This is a genomic window from Actinokineospora baliensis (genome assembly GCF_016907695.1).
GTDB lineage: Bacteria > Actinomycetota > Actinomycetes > Mycobacteriales > Pseudonocardiaceae > Actinokineospora > Actinokineospora baliensis.
Genome location: NZ_JAFBCK010000001.1, coordinates 7,155,390 through 7,175,120, shown reverse-complemented (window position 1 = coordinate 7,175,120; position 19,731 = coordinate 7,155,390). Strand labels below are relative to the sequence as shown.

Annotated in this window: 13 protein-coding genes; 7 read left to right on the top strand and 6 right to left on the bottom strand. The window is 71.6% G+C overall.

The window, feature by feature from the left end:
* Positions 1 to 461: 461 nt before the first annotated feature.
* Positions 462 to 1,343 carry a hypothetical protein gene (locus JOD54_RS31630; protein WP_204455593.1) on the bottom strand — a complete coding sequence of 294 codons (882 nt, stop codon included), beginning with the start codon at positions 1,341 to 1,343 and terminating at the stop codon, positions 462 to 464.
* Positions 1,344 to 1,757: 414 nt separating this feature from the next.
* Here JOD54_RS31630 and JOD54_RS31625 point away from each other — a divergent pair, with 414 nt between their 5' ends.
* The 4 genes from JOD54_RS31625 (at position 1,758) to JOD54_RS31610 (ending at position 8,513) form a co-directional block, all read left to right on the top strand.
* A complete protein-coding gene (locus JOD54_RS31625) occupies positions 1,758 to 3,206 on the top strand; it encodes a GMC family oxidoreductase (RefSeq protein ID WP_204455592.1) in 1,449 nt (482 codons plus the stop codon).
* A 305-nt stretch (positions 3,207 to 3,511) separates the two neighbouring features.
* On the top strand, positions 3,512 to 5,380 hold the full coding sequence (locus tag JOD54_RS31620; RefSeq protein WP_204455591.1) for a hypothetical protein: 1,869 nt from the start codon (positions 3,512 to 3,514) through the stop codon (positions 5,378 to 5,380).
* The gene (locus JOD54_RS31615) at positions 5,377 to 6,900 is read left to right on the top strand and encodes an ABC transporter substrate-binding protein (protein ID WP_204455590.1); all 1,524 of its coding nucleotides are present in this window, start codon (positions 5,377 to 5,379) and stop codon (positions 6,898 to 6,900) included. Before JOD54_RS31620 ends, JOD54_RS31615 begins: the two co-directional genes overlap by 4 nt.
* A 53-nt stretch (positions 6,901 to 6,953) precedes the next feature.
* Complete coding sequence (locus JOD54_RS31610) at positions 6,954 to 8,513, top strand: ABC-F family ATP-binding cassette domain-containing protein (RefSeq protein WP_204455589.1); 1,560 nt, start codon at positions 6,954 to 6,956, stop codon at positions 8,511 to 8,513.
* A gap of 443 nt (positions 8,514 to 8,956) precedes the next feature.
* Here JOD54_RS31610 and JOD54_RS31605 read toward each other — a convergent pair whose 3' ends face one another.
* The gene (locus JOD54_RS31605) at positions 8,957 to 9,850 is read right to left on the bottom strand and encodes a LysR family transcriptional regulator (RefSeq protein WP_204455588.1); all 894 of its coding nucleotides are present in this window, start codon (positions 9,848 to 9,850) and stop codon (positions 8,957 to 8,959) included.
* A gap of 117 nt (positions 9,851 to 9,967) precedes the next feature.
* Between JOD54_RS31605 and JOD54_RS31600 the strand changes: the two genes are divergently transcribed.
* Both JOD54_RS31600 and JOD54_RS31595 read left to right on the top strand, forming a co-directional pair.
* A complete protein-coding gene (locus JOD54_RS31600) occupies positions 9,968 to 11,749 on the top strand; it encodes an FAD-dependent oxidoreductase (protein WP_307860435.1) in 1,782 nt (593 codons plus the stop codon).
* Positions 11,750 to 11,780: 31 nt separating this feature from the next.
* Positions 11,781 to 13,709 (top strand): maleylacetate reductase and hydroxyquinol 1,2-dioxygenase domain-containing protein, encoded by a 1,929-nt coding sequence (locus tag JOD54_RS31595; protein ID WP_204455586.1) that lies wholly within the window; start codon positions 11,781 to 11,783, stop codon positions 13,707 to 13,709.
* Positions 13,710 to 13,713: 4 nt separating this feature from the next.
* Here the strand turns inward: JOD54_RS31595 and JOD54_RS31590 are convergent, their stop codons facing one another.
* Complete coding sequence (locus JOD54_RS31590) at positions 13,714 to 14,493, bottom strand: molybdenum cofactor biosynthesis F family protein (protein ID WP_204455585.1); 780 nt, start codon at positions 14,491 to 14,493, stop codon at positions 13,714 to 13,716.
* A 144-nt stretch (positions 14,494 to 14,637) separates the two neighbouring features.
* Between JOD54_RS31590 and JOD54_RS31585 the strand changes: the two genes are divergently transcribed.
* Positions 14,638 to 15,336: an SDR family NAD(P)-dependent oxidoreductase gene (locus tag JOD54_RS31585; protein WP_204455584.1), complete on the top strand. Its 699-nt coding sequence runs from the start codon at positions 14,638 to 14,640 to the stop codon at positions 15,334 to 15,336.
* A 1,119-nt stretch (positions 15,337 to 16,455) separates the two neighbouring features.
* On the opposite strand, the gene JOD54_RS31580 is transcribed toward JOD54_RS31585, so the two are convergent.
* The 3 genes from JOD54_RS31580 to JOD54_RS31570 are packed head-to-tail and all read right to left on the bottom strand — an operon-like array spanning position 16,456 to position 19,713.
* On the bottom strand, positions 16,456 to 17,148 hold the full coding sequence (locus JOD54_RS31580; protein WP_204455583.1) for an ABC transporter ATP-binding protein: 693 nt from the start codon (positions 17,146 to 17,148) through the stop codon (positions 16,456 to 16,458).
* Complete coding sequence (locus JOD54_RS31575) at positions 17,145 to 18,866, bottom strand: branched-chain amino acid ABC transporter ATP-binding protein/permease (protein ID WP_204455582.1); 1,722 nt, start codon at positions 18,864 to 18,866, stop codon at positions 17,145 to 17,147. Before JOD54_RS31575 ends, JOD54_RS31580 begins: the two co-directional genes overlap by 4 nt.
* Positions 18,853 to 19,713 carry a branched-chain amino acid ABC transporter permease gene (locus JOD54_RS31570; protein WP_204455581.1) on the bottom strand — a complete coding sequence of 287 codons (861 nt, stop codon included), beginning with the start codon at positions 19,711 to 19,713 and terminating at the stop codon, positions 18,853 to 18,855. The genes JOD54_RS31575 and JOD54_RS31570 overlap by 14 nt, the downstream gene beginning before the upstream one ends.
* Between the last annotated feature and the right edge of the window lie 18 nt (positions 19,714 to 19,731).

The window sequence follows — 19,731 nt, the reverse complement described above, 5'->3', positions numbered from 1 at the left end:
CGGACGTTGTCCACAGGCCGCCGTCCGCCATGTGCGTTCCCCGATTCCCCTTGCGTAGAATGGATTCGGGGGCTGCTCGCGACACTTGATCTTGCCGGGTACTGCCTGCCTGAGGCTGCGCGCGGAGTTGTCCACAGGCACCTCGCTCGGCTCGCCGAAGTGCCAGTCCCCGCGAGTAGGCTGGATTCGGGGGCTGCTCAGCACGCGCCTGGGTTCTCGAAGCCTTGTCCGGCCTGCTGTTCGCCCGCGACACCAACCGGTACTCGCTCAGGTGCGCGACAAGGTTCCGGTGGTCAGGAGCACGTGGCTGTCGCGGCGGGCCGGTTGGGCCGCGAGCCAACGAAAGCGCACAAGATCGAACCGCTCCCAGCAGCCCCCGAATCCAGCCTACCGAGCGCCCCACCCCGTGGCCCAGGCTGAAAGTCGCGGCTGGGGAAGAAAAGGGCCGTTGTGGACAAGGGCTACCAGCGCAGGCCGTAGGACAGGTGCGGCGTCAGGTCGGTGAAGGTCACGGTGATCTGCCCTGTTCCATCCACGGGCAGCTGGTGGTGGGCGGCCAGGTCGTCCTCCACCTCGCCCGGTGGCACGCCGTCGAGCAGCAGGACCTGGTCCGGCACGTCCGCCAATGAGAACGCCACGCGCAGCGTGAACAGCTGGCAGCGGGTGTGCGGCGTGCACACGTAGTGCCGGTGCATCGGTCGGGGGCGCAGTCGCACGGCTAGGTCGTGGATCTGGCCCGCGCGCAACGGCACCGGGAGCCGGACCGTGGTGGCGACGCGGTTGCGGGCCTTGCGGACGCGGTCGGTCAGGACGCCGCCGTGGATCAGGTCTATCGCCAGGTCCTCGACCCCGGCCTTGGTCGACCAGCCCAGGTCGACGTCGGTGATCTCGGTGTCGGCGACCAGCCTGCGGAACTCGAACACCTCGGGCTCGGCGGTCAGCGTGACCACCGTGCGCAGCTCCTCGGTGTGCCAGCTCGGCCGGGGCCGCGACCCGGCCAGCTGGCTGACGGTGTGGATGCTCTCGTCCACCCGGCGGCGGATGGTGCGGCTCTCCCGGCTGAGCTGGGCGCCCGCCCAGGCCAGCCGGTCGACGTAGAAGGGCTGGCGGGTCTCCTCGGACAGGGCGAACGCCGCGGTGAAGCAGAGGCGGAGGTCGTCGGGGAGCTTCTCGGCGAGCTCGGTGAGCGTGTCGACCACCTTGGTGCGGGCGGCGACGTCGTCGTCGGCGGGGGTGACGGCGCACAGGGCGCGCAGCGCGGGGCCCAGGCGCGGCGGCAGCGGGGTCGCGTGCACGGCCCTGCCCCGGCGCAGCGTCCTGAGGTCGGCGGCTAGTGGGTGCACGGTCCGATTGAACCGGGCCTCGGCCGCCGCGTGTCCAGTTGACCAGGAGTTGTCCGGCACTTGTCATGCCGCGCGGGTTTCCCGGCCAGGCACCGCCCAGGCGACAGGAAACCCCTCGGCACCCCCACCCCGGCGCGCCACCATGAGAAGCGTCGGGATCCGGCTGGTCGAGGAGGGGCGAGATGGCGATGTTGTTCTCACCGGGGCAGGCGGCCCGGTTCGGGCTGTGGCTGCTGGTCATCGGGTTCATCACGGGCTGGGTGCTCGGCACCCTGTCGTGACCGAGCGTGACCGCCCGGTGTTGTCCGGCGCCGCACGGTCGTTGTCCGCTGGCGAATCGATCCGCTCCGGGGGCAGCCGGGGCGGGTGCGCCGTTGCCAAGCTGTGGCCACGCACACAGGGAAGGGCGGGCACATGGACGTCATCGTGGTCGGAGCGGGCTCGGCGGGCTCGGTCGTGGCGCGGCGGCTGGTCGACGCGGGGGCGCGGGTCACGCTGCTGGAGGCGGGCGACCGGGACACCAACCCGGCCATCCACGACCCGGCGCGCGCGGGGGAGCTGTGGCACGGGCCGCAGGACTGGGACCACCACACCGTGCCGCAGCCGCACGCCGCCAACCGCCGCCTGCACCTGCCGCGCGGCAAGGTGCTCGGCGGGTCGCACGCGCTCAACGCGATGATCTGGGTCCGCGGTGCCGCCGCCGACTACGACGGGTGGGGGCAGCCGGGGTGGGCGTGGGCGGACGTGCGGGCGGTGTACGAGCGGATCGAGAACGACCTGCTCCCGGTCACCGCCAACGAACCGCTGCACCCCATCCAGCGGTCCATTGTGGACGCAGCGGTGCAGATCGGGATCGGGTTCAACCCCGACTACAACGCGGGTGAGCTCGACGGCGTGTCGGTCGAGCAGATCACCGCCCGCGACGGTCGTCGCATCAACACCTGGATCGCTTACGGGGAGCCGATCCTCGATAGTCCTTTGTTCACCGTCCACACGGGATCAATCGTGCACCGCGTGCTGTTCGAAGGCACTCGCGCGGTCGGTGTGCTCGCCGAGGTCGATGGTGAGCTGCGGGAGTTGCGCGCCGACCGGGTGGTGCTGTCGGCTGGTGCGCTCGCGTCCCCCACGATCCTGCTCCGCAGCGGGGTCGGGCCCGCGGGTGACCTGCGCGTGCTGGGGATCGACGTGGTGGCCGACCTGCCCGGGGTCGGCGAGAACTTGCACGACCACCTGCTGTCCCCGGTGATCTTCGCGACCGACCGCCGCGAGGTCGAACCGCCGGTGAGCGGCCGCTCGGTGACCCAGACGCACCTGTTCTGGCGCAGCAGGCCGGACCTGGCGCTGCCGGACACGCAGCCGATCCACTTCAGCGTGCCGATGTACGAGCCGTGGATGTCCGGGCCGCCCACCGGGTTCTCGCTGATGGCGGGCATGGTGACGCCGCGCAGCCGGGGCAGCCTGCGCCTGTCGGGCCCCGGCGTCGCCGACGAGCCGCTGATCGACCTCGCCGCCCTCGAGCACCCCGACGACCTCGCCAGCCTCATCGCCTCCGTCGAGCAGTGCCGCCGCCTCGGCGCGGCGCCCGCCCTCGCCGAGGAGTGGGGCGCCCGCGAGCTGTACCCGTCGGCGGGCACCGACGTCGAGGAGTACGTCCGCCGCACCGCGATCACCTACCACCACCAGGTCGGCACCTGCAAGATGGGCGCCGACCCCCTCGCCGTCGTCGGCCCCGACCTCGCCGTCCACGGCCTCACCGGGCTCACCGTCGCCGACGCCTCGGTCATGCCCACCGTGCCGACCGGCAACACCAACGCCCCCGCCGTCATGATCGGCGAACGGGCCGCGGACCTGTTGTCCCGCTAGGCGGGCCGCGCTCAGCAGCCCCCGAATCCAGTCTACTGAAGGAAAGCCGGTCGGTGCGCTCGGCGGCTGGACAGACTGTGGACAACTCGAGTTGTCCACAGGTGCCTCGCCTGCGCGGCCCGGTTTTGTCGGTCCCCCTTGCGTAGACTGGATTCGGGGGCTGCCCAGCGCGGTCGGCCGGGACGTCGATCGTCGAACTTTGGGCTTTCCGGGTGAAGTTCGCCCAGGACGGTAATCCCCGTACACCCGACGGCGTCTTTCACGGCAACGGGCGCGCCTGGCCCGCGACGCCGTGAGGGGTGCCGATGGCCTTGGTCGGACGGGCGGACCTGCTGGACCGGGTCGTGCGGTTGGTGGTCGACGGGCGGTTGCCGGACGACCCGGATCCCGGCCAGCGGCCCGCGCTGCTGCTGGTCGGCCCCGGCGGGTCCGGGCGGACCGCGGTGCTCGCCGAGGTCGCCGCGCGGCTCGGCGAAGAACCGCACGTGCGCAGGGACGTCCACGAGCTCAAGCCGGAAGCGGGCGTGCTGGACCTGCTGTCGGCGCTGGTCGTCGACTTCGGCAGGCTCGCCACCCGCTGGAGCTTCTCCCGGTTCGTGGTCGGCCGCCTGGTGACCACCATGGCGCTGCCCGCCAACGACCTGCGGGCGCAGGCGGACAAGGTCCGCCGCGAGCTGGCCAGGGTGAAGAACACCACCGAGCTCACGCAGCAGTTGGACGCGCTGCTGAGCGAGCCGTTGCGGGCGCTGGGCTTGCCCACCATCGCGCTGCAACCGATGGCCCGGGTGCTGCTGGCCGGGCTCAGCAGCGGTCGGTTCGGCGGGCGGCTGACCCTGCGCGCCGGTCAGCACTGGTACGGCCACCAGGACCGGGGCCTGCGCAACGACCCGGTGATGGAACTGGTCTCGCTCAACGACCAGTGGCGCTACGCGGGCGACGCGGGTCGTGACCGGGTGGTTGAGGTGCTGTTCGAGGCGTTCCTCGCCGATGTCCGGGCCACCACCCGGCGCGGTTCGTCGCTCGACCCGGTGTTGCTGCTGGACAACGCCGACCGCGAGCCCGCGCTGGAGTTCCTGCGGCTCTACCGGCAGGAGCGACCGGAGCCGACCCGGCTCACCGTCGTCGCCACCGGGCGGGCGGCGGGTGCGGCTGGCGTCACCCTGCCCCTGCGCGACCTGACCGACACCGAGATGTTCGACCTGACGAGCGCGCTGAAGGTGCCCGCCGATCAGCGCGACCGGCTGGTCCAGGTGCTCAGGCCGCTGACCCGCGGCCACCCGGGTGCCACGACCGCGCTGGCCCGGGCCGCCCTGGCGGCCGCCCCGAACGACGCCTGCCCCGGACAGCTCCTGAGCAGGCTCGTGGTCGACGACCGGGCACCGAGGCAGGCACCGCGCCCGGTGGTCGAGCTGATCGAGGGCATGCTCCTGCCGCCCCCCGGGACGTCGTCGGACAACCTGGCCGTCCTTTCCGCCGCCCGGGACTGGGCCGAGGCCGAGGTGCTGGCGTCAAGCGAGAGCGTGCTGGTGTCGGGTACCCACGAGGAGAAACTGGCCCTCATCGCGGCGCTGTTCGAGGTGGGTACGGGCGATCGGCGCACTATGCACCCGCTGACCCGGGCCCTGCTCCACCGCCGCCTGGCCGCGCTGCCACCTGGGCACTTCCGGTCCTGGAACGCCGTGCACCGCTACCTGGCCCAGGCGGACCCGGGCCCTGCGGGCTCCCCGCCGCGCGTGCGGGCGCTGCCGCACCTGTTGTCGGTTGGCGAGGTGCGCGAGGTGGCTGTCAAGGTGACCGAGGCGCTGACCAGCACGGACGGCGCGGAGTGGCTCGAGCACGTCCGTGACCTGGCCACCGCCCCCGCACCGCCCGCCGCCGACTGCGCCCCCGTTTGGTCCGAGCGGCTCGCCGCGGCGAAGGAGACCCTCGCCGACCTGGACCCGGTGACCGCGGGTGTCGGCACGCTCGTGCTGGCCTGGCAGGGGGTCAACGACCCCTTCGCGGTGACCGAGCGCGCCGACCTGCACGCCATCGTCGCCGCCGAGCTGCTCGCGGTCCTCAAGCACTCCGCGGGCGGCTACGCCGAACTGGTCGAGGAGAGCAAGGCCCACCAGGACGCGGTCCGCGCGTGGCGGCACATCACCTGCCCCGACCACGAGAAGGAGACCGCGTGATCGCCCTGCTGATCTCCGCCGTCGCGCTGCTGCTCTGGGCGGGCGTGATCTGGTACGGCTTCGACCGCCGGGTTTTCCGCAAGCGGCGGCCCGGCCAGATCCGACCGGCTCCCAGCCGCCGGGTCGTGATCACCGTCGTCCTCGGTCTCCTCGCCGCCCCGGTCGTGGCCGTCGCCTCGTCGTGGGGCTACCTCACCTGCCTGGGCGGCGGCTTCGACCTGGGCATCTCCCGCTCCGACGGCGAGTGCGTGGGGATCACCGACGGTGGCTACGAGTTCTCCGGCGCCTTGAGCGACGACTTCGGCGACGACACCCGCGGCGCGCTCGACAGGGTCGAGGCCAAGATCGCCGAGCAGAACGCCGCGATCGAGAAACCCGCTGTCACCGTGGCGTTCGTGGCGACCTTCACCTCAGACCTGTCCGGGCCGCGGCTGGTGCACCAGCTCGAGGGGGCGGCCGCTGCCCAGCAGCGCATCAACCGCGACCGGCCCTACGCCGTGCGGTTGGTGCTGGCGCACCTGGGTACGGCGGAGAAGCAGTGGAAGACGGTGCTCGACCAGGTGGTCGAGCTGCGCGACGACCAGGAACAACCGCTGGTCGCGGCCATCGGCCTCGGGTTGAGCACGAGCGAGCTCGCCGAGATCACCCGCACCCTGTCGGAGAAGGAGATCCCCATGGTGTCCGATGTGGTCACCGCGACCAACGTGGGGACCACGCGGGACTTCCGCCGGATCGCCTACTCGAACCGCGATCAGGTGCAAGCGCTCCTGGCCAAACCCATTCCCCCTTCGGAGTCCGTGCTGCTCATGCGCTACGCCGATGACACGGACACCTACACCAAGTCCGGTGCTGAGGCGACCGCCCAGTTGCTGAACGACAACGACATCCAGCACAAGAAGCTTGATTTCGGAACCGCCATCGCGCTCGACCCCCTGTGCCCGACGGCGAACGGCTCCGCGACGGTGTTCTACGCGGGCAGGTCGCGCTACCTGTCGCGGCTGTTCGACGAACTGGTCAAGGACAACACCTGCGGCCACATCACCGTGCTGTCCACCTCGGACGCCGCCATCCTGAAACTGGCCGGATCGGACAAGACGGCGATCGACTCTTGGGGCATCCAGCGGGTGAACAACCTGCTCGAGCCCGGCGGGCGGTTCTCGATCCGCTACACGCCGCTGTCCCAGGAGAACTCCCGCCCGCAGTTCCAGGACCTCAAGGCCGCGATGAACGACCTCGACTTCAACCCCGCCGACCTGAGCACCGGGTGGGCGGCCAACGCCTGGGACGCGCTGAAAGTCGTCGATTCCTGGATCAACAAGGTCCTCGCCGAGGGCAGGAAACTGGACGCCACGGAGGTCTTGGCCCGCTCGCGCGTGATGCACACCGGCCAGGGCGCGCAGATGTTCGACGGTGCGACGGGCTCGTTCTGCTTCGCGGAGAACGGGGACCGCGTCGACAGCACGGCTCCGACGTGCGATCTGAGCGCGCGCAAGCCGCTGACCGTGGTCGCCGTGCCGTAGCCCTGGGATAACCGGTTGGTGCTCGGCGGGATCGCTGCCTACCGTGGTCGGCGATGGCAATCACCTGCACCGACCTCGTGTTCTCCTGGCCGGACGACACCCCCGTATTCGACGGGGTGTCGTTCACCGTCGGCACCGGGTTCACCGGGCTGGTCGGCGTCAACGGCGCGGGCAAGTCGACCCTGCTCAAGCTGCTCGCGGGCCAATACCGGCCGCGGTCAGGGTCGGTACTGGTCGACGGGGTCGTCGGCTACCTGCCGCAGACGCTGCCGCTGGGCGACGACCTCAGCGTGTCGCGGGTCCTCGGGGTGGACCGGGTGCTGGAGGCGCTGCGGGCGGTGGAGTCCGGCGACGTGCGTGACGAGCACTTCACCACCATCGGCACCGAGTGGGACATCGAGGAGCGCACCCGCGCCGAACTCGCCCGCCTCGGCCTGGCCGACGTCGCGTTCGACCGGCGGATCGGCACCCTCAGCGGTGGCCAGGTCGTATCCCTCGGCCTGGCCGCGCAACTGCTCAAACGGCCCGACGTGCTGCTGCTCGACGAACCCACGAACAACCTCGACACCGCCGCCCGCACCCGGCTGTACTCGGTCCTGGCCGACTGGCGCGGGTGCCTTGTGGTCGTCAGCCACGACCGCGACCTGCTCGACCGCGCCGATCGCGTGGCCGAGGTCGACCACGGCGAGATCCGCGTGTTCGGCGGCAACTTCACCGAGTGGGACGCAGCGACCAAGGCGGCGCGGGAGGCGGCCGAACGGACCGTGCGCGACGCCGAGCAGGAGGTCAAGCGGGAGAAACGGGAGATGCAGCAGGCCCGCGAACGCGCCGCTCGACGCGCCGGGAACGCCGCCCGCACCCTCGACAGCGCCGGACTCCCCAAGATCTTCGCGGGCACCATGAAACGCCGCGCCCAGGAGTCCGCAGGCCGGGCTGAAGGCACCCACACGGCCAGGGTGAGCGGCGCCCAAGCCCGCCTCGACGCCGCCAGCCGGGCCGTGCGCGACGACGCCAAGATCGTCCTGGAGCTGCCGGAGACCACCGTCCCGGCTGGCCGGACCCTGTTCCACGGCTCACGCTTGCGCGCGCGGGACCTGTTCGCCGGGGAAGGACTGACCCTCGACATCCGCGGCCCCGAGCGCATAGCCCTCACCGGCCCCAACGGCGCGGGCAAGTCAACCCTGCTCCGCCTCATCCGCGACGCCGTCCCAGCCGCCTACCTCTCCCAGCGCCTGGACAACCTAGACCCGGCACTGACCGTTGCCGAGAACCTGGCCCACGCCGCCCCGTCGATGCCCCGCGCCGACCTGATGAACCTGCTCGCCCGCTTCCTCTTCCGGGGGGACCGCGCACACCAGCCGGTGTCCACTTTGTCCGGTGGGGAGTTGCTGCGGGCCACGTTGGCGTGCGTGCTGTTCGCCGAACCGGCGCCGCGGTTGCTGTTGCTGGACGAGCCGACGAACAACCTGGACCTGGTGAGCGTTGGTCAGTTGGAGAGCGCGCTAGCGGCTTATCGGGGTGCTTTTGTTGTGGTGAGCCATGATGCGCGGTTCTTGGGTGAGCTGGGGATTACCCGGTGGCTGGAACTTCGCGATGGGGCTTTGGTGGGCTGACCCGGGTTCGTCGGGGTGGTGGGCTGATCGGGGGCGGCTGGGCGTGGCGAGCGTCGGCCGAGTGGCCAACGCGTTCGGCGCCCCGGGGTGTGTTCGTTGTGGTGAGGCGCGATGCCCGGTTGCATGGTGAGCTCGGTATCTCGCGGTGGCTCGAGCTCCGGGACTGAGCCCTGGCGGGCTGACCAGGGGCGCGGGTGGACTGCATGCCGAGGACGCCTCTGCCCGCTGCGCAATTGCGCCCCACTGGTGTGGGGCGCTGTTCGCCCCACCGGGACTGGCGGTCGCCAGCTGCCGGATGGGTGTGGTGGGCGTCGGCCCAGTGGTGAACGCGCTCGACGTCTGCGGGGTGTCTTTGGTTGCGGTGGGCCATGCCGCTCGGTTTCTGAGCGGGCTGGGCATCTCGCGGTGGCTTGAGCTCCGCGACGGCGCCCTGGTGGGTTGAGTCAGGAGTCGTCGGCGGGGTGGGGGCGGGCGAAGGGGTGGCCCAGGGCGTCGGGTTCCGGGGTGGCGAGGGCGGCTCGCAGGAAGCGGCGCATGACGGGGGAGTGTTCGTCGGGGCGCCAGCAGACGGCGGCCTCGATGATCTCCGTGTGTTGGCGCAGTGGGCGGGCGACCAGGCCGGGCCAGACCTGGGGGGCGTGTTCCGCGGTCAGGACCACCACCCCCATCCCGGCCTGCACCAGCGCCAGCGCATGCGCCACGGAGTCCGCCCGGTGCCGGGTCGCCGCGGTCGGGGTGAGCTCGGCCAGGTCGGGGACCACCACCCGGTCGTCCGGTAGGTCCGCGAGGTCGACCCGCTCGGCGTCCGCGCACGGGTGGGTCTGCGGGAGCACCACCACCAGCGGGGACCGGCCCACCACCGCCACCTCCAGTCCCGCCGCCCGCCGCGGCGTGGACCGGGATTGGCTCAGCAGCCCCGCGTGCGCCTCCCGGTGGTGCACCCGGTCGAGCACCTCGGCGTCCGACACCTCGACCAGTGCCACGTCCACATCGGACCCGACCGAGCGCAGCAACCGCGCCAGCAACCTCGGCGCGATCGAGTGCCCGATCGCCAGGGCCAGCCTGCCCCGGGTGCCGAGGCCAACCGCGCGCACCGTCTCGGTGGTCGCCGTCAGGTCGGCCAGCAGCCTGCGGGCGTGGTCGGCCAGCAACCGGCCCGCGGCGGTGACCGTCACCCCGCGCCCGTGCCGGACCAGCAGTTCCACCCCCAGTTCCCGCTCCAGGGCCCGCACCCGCACGGTCAGCGGCGGCTGGGTCATGTGCAGGCGCTCGGCGGCGCGGCTGATGGTGCCCTCCTCGGCGACCGCGAGGAAGCACTCCAGGTCCCGCACATCCATATCGGCAGGCTATAGCAGGCGTGGGCAAGACGTATTGGACGAATGGCCCCCGGGTTCGCATCATCAATCCGATGTCCGCCGGAGCACCGGCGCGGTCCCCACCGAAGGCGAGGCGCCGTGAGCACCCTGACCACCGACGTCCTGGTGATCGGCAGCGGTCCCGCCGGGGCCTCGGCCGCGCTGATGCTGGCCACCCACGGCGTCGACCACATCGTCATCACCAAGTACCGCTGGACGGCCAACACCCCGCGCGCGCACATCACCAACCAGCGCACCGTGGAGATCCTGCGCGACCTGGGCATCGAGGACGACGTGCGCGCCCAGGGCACCCCGCAGGACCTCATGGGCGACACCGTCTTCTGCACCAGCCTCACCGGCGACGAGATCGGCCGGGTCCGCACCTGGGGCACCCACCCGGCCCGCCGCGCCGACTACACCCTGGCCTCGCCGTCGAGCAACTGCGACCTGCCGCAGACGCTGCTGGAGCCGATCCTGATCGGCCACGCCGCCGAGCGCGGCAGCCGCGTCCGGTTCGACACCGAGTACCTGGGCCTGGAGCAGGACGACGAGGGCGTCACCGTCACCGTGCGGGACCGGCTCTCCGGGCACACCTACCCGATCCGGGCCAAGTACGTCATCGGCGCCGACGGCGGCCGCAGCCAGGTCGCCAAGGACGTCGGCCTGCCCTTCGAGGGCCAGATGGACCTCGCGGGCAGCATGAACATCGTCTTCCACGCCGACCTGTCCCGGCTGGTCGAGCACCGGCCCAGCGTCCTGTACTGGGTGCTGCAGCCCGGCTCCGACATCGGCGGCATCGGCATGGGCCTGGTGCGGATGGTCCGCCCGTGGGACGAGTGGCTGATCGTGTGGGGCTACGACATCTCCGGCCCGCCGCCCGCGGTGGACGACGCGATGGCCACCAAGATCGTGCACGACCTGATCGGCGACGACACCATCCCGGTCACCATCCGCTCCACCTCGTTGTGGGGCAACAACAAGATGTACGCGACCCGCTACCGCGCGGGCCGGGTGTTCTGCGCGGGCGACGCCGTGCACCGGCACCCGCCGTCAAACGGGCTGGGCTCCAACACCTCCATCCAGGACTCCTACAACCTGGCCTGGAAGCTCGCGATGGTGCTCTCCGGCAAGGCGGGTCCCGGCCTGCTCGACAGCTACGACGCCGAGCGCGCGCCGGTCGGCAAGCAGATCGTGTTGCGCGCCAACAAGTCCATCGAGGAGTTCGGCCCGATCTTCGAGGCCCTGGGCTTCACCGAGTCCGACGACCCCGCTGAGAAGGTCGCGAACATGCGGGCCAGGACGGAGAACACCGCCAAGGCCGCCGAGCAGCGGGCCGCGTTACGCAAAGCCTTAGAGCTCAAGGACTACGAGTTCAACGCGCACGGCGTCGAACTCGGCCAGCGCTACAACTCCAGCGCGATCGTCGGCGACGGCACACCCGAACCGGAGTACACCCGCGACCCCGAGCTGTACTACCACCCGACGACCTGGCCCGGCGCTCGTCTGCCGCACTGCTGGCTCGGCAGCGGCGGCCAGAAGGTCAGCACCCACGACCTGGCGGGCAAGGGCCGCTTCGCCCTGCTCACCGGCATCGCGGGCGAGGAGTGGGTCGCGGCGGCCGAGATCGCGGCCAAGCAGCTCGACATCGAGATCGCGGCCTTCGTCATCGGCGCGGGCCGCGACCACATCGACCTCTACGACGACTGGGCCAGGCTGCGCGAGGTCGAGGAGTCCGGCTGCGTGCTGGTCCGCCCGGACGCGCACGTCGGCTGGCGGGCGTGGACACTGCCCGCGGACCCGGCTGGTGACCTCACCACCGCGCTGGCGACCCTGCTCGACCGGCGCGACGAAGGCGCCGGGGAGCTCGCGGGCGCAGAGTAGAGCCCGACCCCACCCGGACCTGGAGCCACTCGTGTCTGATTCCCGCTACTCGAACTTCCGCTACACCGCTGGCCCGGCGCGCGTCGTGTTCGGCTCGCACACCCTCGCCGACGTGCGGCCGGAGGTGGAGCGGCTCGGTCGTGAGCGGGTCCTCATCCTGGCCGACCCGGGGCTGCCGGAGCTCGGCGACCGCCTCCGGGAGGCGCTGGGCCACCTCGCGGTCGGCCGGTTCGACGGCGCGGCCATGCACACCCCGGTCGCGGTGACCGAGAAGGCGCTGGCGGTGCTGCGCGAGGTCAGCGCGGACTGCGTGGTGGCCGTCGGCGGCGGTTCCACGACCGGGCTGGCGAAGGCGCTGGCCGTGCGCACCGGCGTCGACCAGGTCATCCTGCCCACCACGTACGCGGGCTCCGAGGTCACGCCGGTGCTCGGCGAGACCGACGGCGGCGTCAAGACCACCCGTTCCTCGCCTGACATCCTGCCCGAGACGGTCATCTACGACGTCGAGCTCACCCGCGGCCTCCCGCTGGGCATCACCGTCACCAGCGCGGTCAACGCCATGGCACACGCGGTCGAGGCGCTCTACGCCCCCGACGCCAACCCGGTCACCGACCGGCTCGCGCTCGAGGCCATCGAGCGCATCGCCCGCGCGCTGCGCCGGATCACCGCCGACCCCAGCGCCGAGGACGTCCGCGCCGACCTGCTGACCGGCGCCTGGCTCGCCGGGACCTGCCTCGGTGCGGTCGGCATGGGCCTGCACCACAAGCTCTGCCACACCCTCGGCGGCGCCTTCGGCCTCCCGCACTCGCCCACGCACGCCGTCGTGCTCCCGCACGCCCTGGCCTACAACGCCGCGCACACCCCCGAGGCCGTCCGCCGCATCGGCGAGGCCCTGGGCAGCACCGACGCCCCCGGCGCGATCTTCGACCTGCTCGTGGCCACCGGCGCGCCGACCTCGCTGCGGGAACTCGACCTGCCCGAGACAGACCTGCCGCGCGCGGTCGAGCTCGCCGTGGCCAAGCCGTACCCGAACCCCGCCCCGCTGACCGAAGACGGCGTGACGGGGTTGTTGCGCGCCGCGTGGGCGGGCGAGCGGCCGACGCTGGGCGGCGCACCCCGGCTGGACTGGCTGACCGACCAGGTGGTCGGCACCCTCGGCGGCGAGCCCCGGCTGCGGCACCTGATCGGCGACCTGGTCCGGCGCCTGCACGGGTTCGCCGTCGACAACGACCTCACCCAGGCCGAGTGGCAGGCGGGCATCGACTTCCTCACCCGCACCGGGCAGCTGTGCGACGACAAGCGGCAGGAGTTCGTGCTGCTGTCGGACTCCCTGGGCGTGTCCAGCGTGGTCGACGCGCTGACCAACTCGCGCACACCCGACACCACGCCTTCGGCGGTGCTGGGCCCGTTCTACGTCGAGGGCCCGCCCGAGCTCGAACACGGCTCCGACGTCGCCGACGGCCTATCCGGCGTCCCGCTGCACGTCGAGGCCACCATCACCTCGGTGGACGGGACCCCGCTGCCCGGCGCGGTCGTCGACGTCTGGCAGTCCAACGAGGACGGCTTCTACGACGTGCAGCTGCCCGACCTCGAGGGCCCGGTGCTGCGCGGCCGGTTCCGCGCCGACGAGCTCGGGATGGTCCGGTTCTGGTCGATCCTGCCCTCGGCGTACCCGATCCCGGCCGACGGCACCGTCGGCGACCTGCTCGCCGCGACCGGCAGGCACCCGTACCGGGCCCCGCACCTGCACTTCATGATCTCCGCGCCCGGCCACCAGCGGCTGATCACCCAGCTGTTCGTGGCGGGCGGCGACTACCTGGACTCCGACGCCGTGTTCGGCGTCAAACCCGACCTCGTCGTGGACTTCCCGGCGGGGGTCGGCACACCCCCGCCGGGTCGCCACGTCACCGGCGAGTGGCGCGACCTGGCGTTCAGCTTCCGGATCGCGCCCGCGCGGTGAGCGCCTACCCCAGGGCCGGGTCGTACTCCTCGGGGTGCACGGTGTTGCTCAGCAGCCGCCCGTGCGCCCCGAAGGTGAAGTGCGTCTGCCCGTCACCGGTCTCGTTCAGCCCGAACAGGACCCCGTGCGAGCGCAGCCGGTGGACGTCGCGGTGGTCGGCCACGGTCACCGAGGCGCAGTGGATGACCTTCTCCCGCCACGTGAAGACGTAGATGCCCGGGCGCAGCTGGTAGACGGAGTTCTCGTCGGTGTCGGCCAGGCCCTTCTCCGGTCCGGCCAGGCACTGCCAGGTGTACCAGTGCGGGCTCAGGTAGACGTGCTCGTAGGCGTGCTCCTGGCTGTACACCCACATCGCGCGCCGCCCGATGAGCGCGCGGGAGGGGGCGGGGGCCTCGCCGGAGAGGATCTCGCCCTCGATGGTCGCGGGGGTGAAGACCTGGGTCACCCGGGGCGTGCCGCCGCCGTTGATGGTCGTGGTGACCACCAGCGCGCGCCCGGCCCGCAGGTCAAGGAACAGCGACACGGCCTCCTCCGGCCGCTCGGCCGGGTGCCACTGCGAGTAGTAGAGGTCCTCGTCCACCAGGAACGTCTCGCAGTCGTCCACGCCGTGGTCCCACACCACCTTGGCCCCGGTGAACGACGCCGACAGCACCGCGGCCCCGTCCGCCCCGACCAGGGCCACCGTCCGCCCGTGCAGGTCCCCCACGGTCGGCGCCTTGTTCTCGTCGAACCCGGGCGCCAACCCGTCGAGCGGCAACCACGTCGAGGTATCGGACAACGTCATCGGCGTTCCTTTCTCCGGGTACCCGGCAGTCTTGGCCCTGCGCGCGCCCGGGGGGAACCGCGCCGCCGACCCCCGTGCGGCACCGGACAAGGATGGTGCGCCGCAGACCAACCACCGGTGCCCGCCCGCCCCCAGGATGGCACCATGGACCTCGCCCTCACCGGCAAGAAAGCCCTGGTCACCGGCGGCGCCTCCGGCATCGGCCTGGCCTGCGCCCGAGCCCTCGAAGCCGAAGGCGCCACCGTCGCCGTCCTCGACCGCGCGCCGGGTGCCCAGTTCGTGACCGACGTGACCGACGCGAGATCGCTGGCGGCCGCTGTCGACTCGGCGGTGGAGTGGCTGGGCGGGCTGGACGTCGTGGTGGGGTGCGCGGGCATCTCGGGACCGGTGGGCGACCTGCTGGTCGACACACCCGCGTCGGACATCGCGGCGGTGCTGGCGGTGAACGTGCTGGGGCAACTGCTGCTGGCGAAACACGTGTACCCGCACATGGGGGCGGACGGGTCGATCGTGCTGCTGGGGTCCGACTCGGCGTTCGTGTCGGTGCCGGGGATGGTGCCCTACAGCGCCTCGAAGGGGGCGGTGGTGTCGATGACGCGCGCGCTGGCGGTGGAGTTCGCGCCGGTGCGGGTGAACTGCGTGTGTCCGTCTGTTGTGGACACGCCGATGGCGCGGGCGGATCTGGGGGATCAGGCGATTGAGGAGGCGGAGTTCCCGGTGCAGTCGGCGGGGGAGGTGGCTTGGCAGGTGCTGTACTTGGCTTCGGAGCGGTCTCGGGCGGTGAACGGGCAGGCTGTGGTGGCGGACTTCGGGTATTCGGTGAGGTCTGGGTTTCCGGCGTAGCGGGCGCGGGTCTCTTGTTTCGGCTTCGCCGTCGGATCATCGGCTCGCCTGCGGCATCGCGCGCCGATCCGCGATTTTAGTGCGGGCTCGATGTGGTGGACCTGTTTTGCGTGGGGCCCCTACGACAGCCGTGGCAGGACCGCAAAGCAGGGGCCGAAAAGCATGGCCCTGCAGCGAGGCGACGCTACGGCTGACGTCCCCCCCACACAAAACAGGTCCACCCCATCGAGCAGTTGGCACCAGCGACTTCCGGGAGCGGTGGCCGGGTTGGCGGGGCTGGCTCGGGGGGCTGGGTTGGGTGGGTTGGCTCGGGGGGCTGGGTGCGGCGGCTCGATGGGGCGGACTTGTTTTGCGTGGGGGTGGCGGCAGTCGTAGCGTTGCTGCGCGGACAGGGCCATGCTTTTCGGCCCCTGCTTTGCGGTCCTGCCACGGCTGGCGCAGGGGCCCCGCGCAAAACAAGTTCGCCCCATCGAGCAGTTAGAGCGAGCGGCCTCCGAGAGCAGCAGTGAGGCAGGCAGGCCCGGCCCGGACGGCCGGGCTGGGCGGGCCAACTCGGGGGGCTGGTTTGGGCGGGCCAACTCGAGGGGCTGGGCGCGGCGGCTCGATGGGGCGGACTTGTTTTGTGTGGGGTGGCGGCAGTCGTAGCCTTGCCTCGCTGCAGGGCCATGCTTTTCGGCCCCGGCTTTGCGGTCCTGCCACGGCTGGTGCAGGGGCCCCGCGCAAAACAAGTTCGCCCCATCGAGCAGTTAGAGCGAGCGGCCTCTGAGAGCAGTGGCGAGGCTGACGCGACTGACTCGGCCAGCTGGGTTGAGCGGGCCAGCTCAGGGCGATGGGTCGGGCGGGCCAACTCGGGGCCGGGCGCGACGGCTCGATGGGGCGGACTTGTCTTGCGCGGGGGAGCGCCAGTCGTAGCCTTGCCTCGCTGCAGGGCCACGCTCTTCGGCCCCAGCTTTGCGGTCCTGCCACGGCTGGTGCAGGGGCCCCGCGCAAAACAAGTTCGCCCCATCGAGCAGTGAGAGGCAGCGGCCTCCGAGAGCGGCGGCGAGGCTGACGGGGCCGGGCCAGTGCCAGGGTTTGGGTGGCTGGGTGACGCCCCCAGGACGTCACCCAGCCGGTCTCTTATTCGCCTAGGTAGGCGGAGTGGAGGGTTTCGGGGGAGTTCAGGAGGTCTTGGGCTGATCCCTGGTAGGTCACCTGGCCCGAGGAGACGACAATGGCGTCTTGGGAGACGCCTAGGGCTAGGTGGGTGAATTGTTCTACCAGAAGGATTGCGGCGCCTTCTGAGGCGAAGCGGGTGACCATCGGTAGCAGGCGGGTGAAGACGACTGGGGCTAGGCCCAAGGACATCTCGTCTATGAGGAGGAACTTGGGGCGGGCGGCGAAGGCTCGGGCTAGGACGACCATCTGTTGTTCGCCGCCGCTGAGTAGTGCTGTGGGGGAGTTTCGGCGCTTGTCGAGTTCGGGGAACAGGGCGAGCACCTCCTCCACCCTGGGCCACGTGCGCGCGGTGAGCTTGAGGTTCTCCAGCACGGTCAGGCCGGGGAACACGGCTCGGCCCTGCTCGATGTGTGCCAGGCCGAGCTTCGCCCGGGCCACCCTGGAGTGCTTGGTGATCTCCGTGGTCCCGATCCGCACCGACCCGCGGGCGGCCGGGACCACGCCGGAGATGGCCTCCAGCAGGGAGGTCTTGCCCGCCCCATTCGGGCCCACCAGTGCGGTGATCCGGCCGGGTTCCAGGGTGAAGCCGACGTCGCGGATTACCGGGCCTGCGCCTCGGGTGACGGTGATGTCTTGTACCTGCAGCGCGTTCACAGGAGCTCCGTTTCACCCATGTAGGCCTTGAGGACCTCCGGGTTGGCGAGTACCTCGGCCTGGGGTCCGCTGGCCAGCACCTGCCCGAAGTCGAGCACGGTGATCGTGTCGCACACCGAGCGGACCAGGTCGAGGTCGTGTTCGATGAGCAGGACCGACACGCCGAAGCGGGCGGGGACCTGGCGCAGGCGCAGGCCGAGGGCGACGTGCTCCTCGTGCGGTAGGCCAGCGGCCGGTTCGTCGAGCAGCAGGACCTTCGGCTTGGCCAGCAGGTGGCCGACCACCTCCACCAGGCGGCGGGCGCCGACGTCGACGCGGCGTAGTGGGGTTTTGGGGGCGGGGCAGCCGAAGAACTCCAGGGCGTCGGCGATCTCGGCGGTCGACAGGCGGCGCCTGGCGACGAAGCGGACGTAGGCGCCGACGGTGAGGCCTGCGGGGACGCGGTCCTGCTGGAACGTGCGACGCAGGCCCGCGCGGGCCCGGCGGGTGGGCGACATCCCGTTGAGCGCGAGGCCGTCGAGTTCGACGGACCCGGTGGCCTGGGGGAGGAAGCCGCTGAGGATGTCGACCAAAGTGGACTTACCGGCGCCGTTGGGTCCGATGACGCCCAGCACGCCGTTGGACGGCACTGTGATGTCCACGTGCGACAGTGCTTTGACTTCGCCGAAGCTCACGCTCAAGTCCCGGACCACGAGCACGGGTTCACCGGGTTCCGGTATCTCCACATCGGACGGTGGTGCGCCCAGATTGATGCCCGCTGCCTCCTTGGACCGCCGCCGCCAGAGTTCGCGGACCGCGGTGCCCAGGTTGCCGCCGGTGGTGAGGGCGTGCGTGCCGAGCAGGCCGAAGACCACGAAACCCCAGTCCTGCGGGATGCCCCAGCGCTTGAGCAGCTCGGGGACCGCGACCCACAGCACCGCGCCGAAGACGGCCATGTCGATCAGGTGCGCGCCGGACATGATGGCCAGCACGTAGAGCGCCAGCGACTGCATCGCGGTGAAGCTGGCCGGGAACGCCAGGCCGACCTGGCCGGTCAGCAGACCGCCCGCGACTCCGCCGAGCGCCGCGCTCACCGCGAACGCGCTCAGCTTGGACGTGCGCACGGACGCGCCCGCCGCCGCGGTGCCGCGCTCGGAGAAGGCCACCGCCTGCCAGCCGCTGCCCCAGCGGGTGCGGCGCAGGAAGTGCACGAGCAGGCAGCACGCGGTGAGCACCATGGTGCCCAGCCAGAAGTAGCCGCGGTCGTCGGAGAACGCCTCCGGGCGCTCCACCGACACGCCGTCGACGGTCCCGGGGAACTGGATCTGCACCAGCGTCAGGTCCGCCGCGGCGGCCAGCCCCAGGGTCACCACGGCGAGGTTGATCCCCCGCAGCCGCAGCGCCGGGAGGCCGACCAGCACGCCGACCAGCCCGGCGGCGATACCGCCGCACACCAGGTACACCAGGAACCCGCCCGGCGCGCCCGCGCGGTTGAGGTAGGAGACCACCCACGCCCCGACCGCGGCGAAGGTCAACTGGCACAACGAGACCATGCCCGCGCTGCCGGTCACCACACCGAGGCCCAGCAGCGCGATCCCGGCCACGATCGCGCTCATCCCCAGGTACACGAAGTACCCGTCGAGCCCGACGCTGAACAGGTAGCCCACCACGATGGCCGCACCGGCCACCACCAGCGGGCCGCCGAAGCGGGTCAGCGGGCCGGTTTCAGCGCGCGACATCCCAGACCTCCTTGCGCTGCGACCACAGCAGCAGACCGACGACGACGAGGAACGGCAGGAAGTAGCGGACCACCGAGAGGCTGTCGACCTGGGCGAGTGCGCCCTGGGCCATGCCGAGCACCAGCCCGCCGACCACCGCCAGGTCCAGCCTGCGGAACCCGCCGAGCAGCGCGGCCGCCGCGGCGGGCACCACCAGCATCGACAGCGACGTCGCGTCGTTGGACTGCGACGGGGCGACGATCGAGATCACCAGGGTGCTCAGCAACCCGGTCGCCGCCCACACCCCGACCGCCAGCGGCTTGGCCGGGATGCCCATCAGCTCCGCGGTCGTCGGCCGCTCCGACAGCGCCCGCAGCTGCAGGCCGAACGAGGTCCCGCTCAGCAGCGCCCGGCAGCCCAGCGCGACCACCACCGACAGCACCACGGTGACCACCGTGACCTGGCTGACCACCACGCCGTTGACCTCGAACGCGGGGCCGTCGAGGATCGGGTGGAAGGGCTGCGGCTTGTTGCCGAACAGGATGAACGACAGCGAGATCAGCAGCAGGAGCACGGCGACGGTGACCGCGGAGCGGGTGCCGATGTCGGCCTCCGCCAGCCAGGTGGAGATGATCCACCCGAGCAGCGCGCTCAGCCCGCAGCCGAGCACGATGCCCACCACCGTCGCCGCCCACGTCGGGAGTCCCACGTCGACAGAGAGCCAGACCGCGACGTAGCAGCCGAACATCCCGGTCGCCGACTGGGCGAAGTTGACCACCCGCACCAGCCGCGACATGAGTGTCAGGCACACGGCGAGCACCGCGTACAGCCCGCCCGCGGCAAGACCTGCCAGCGCTCCTTGCAGCATCGAGGAACTCCCTAACCG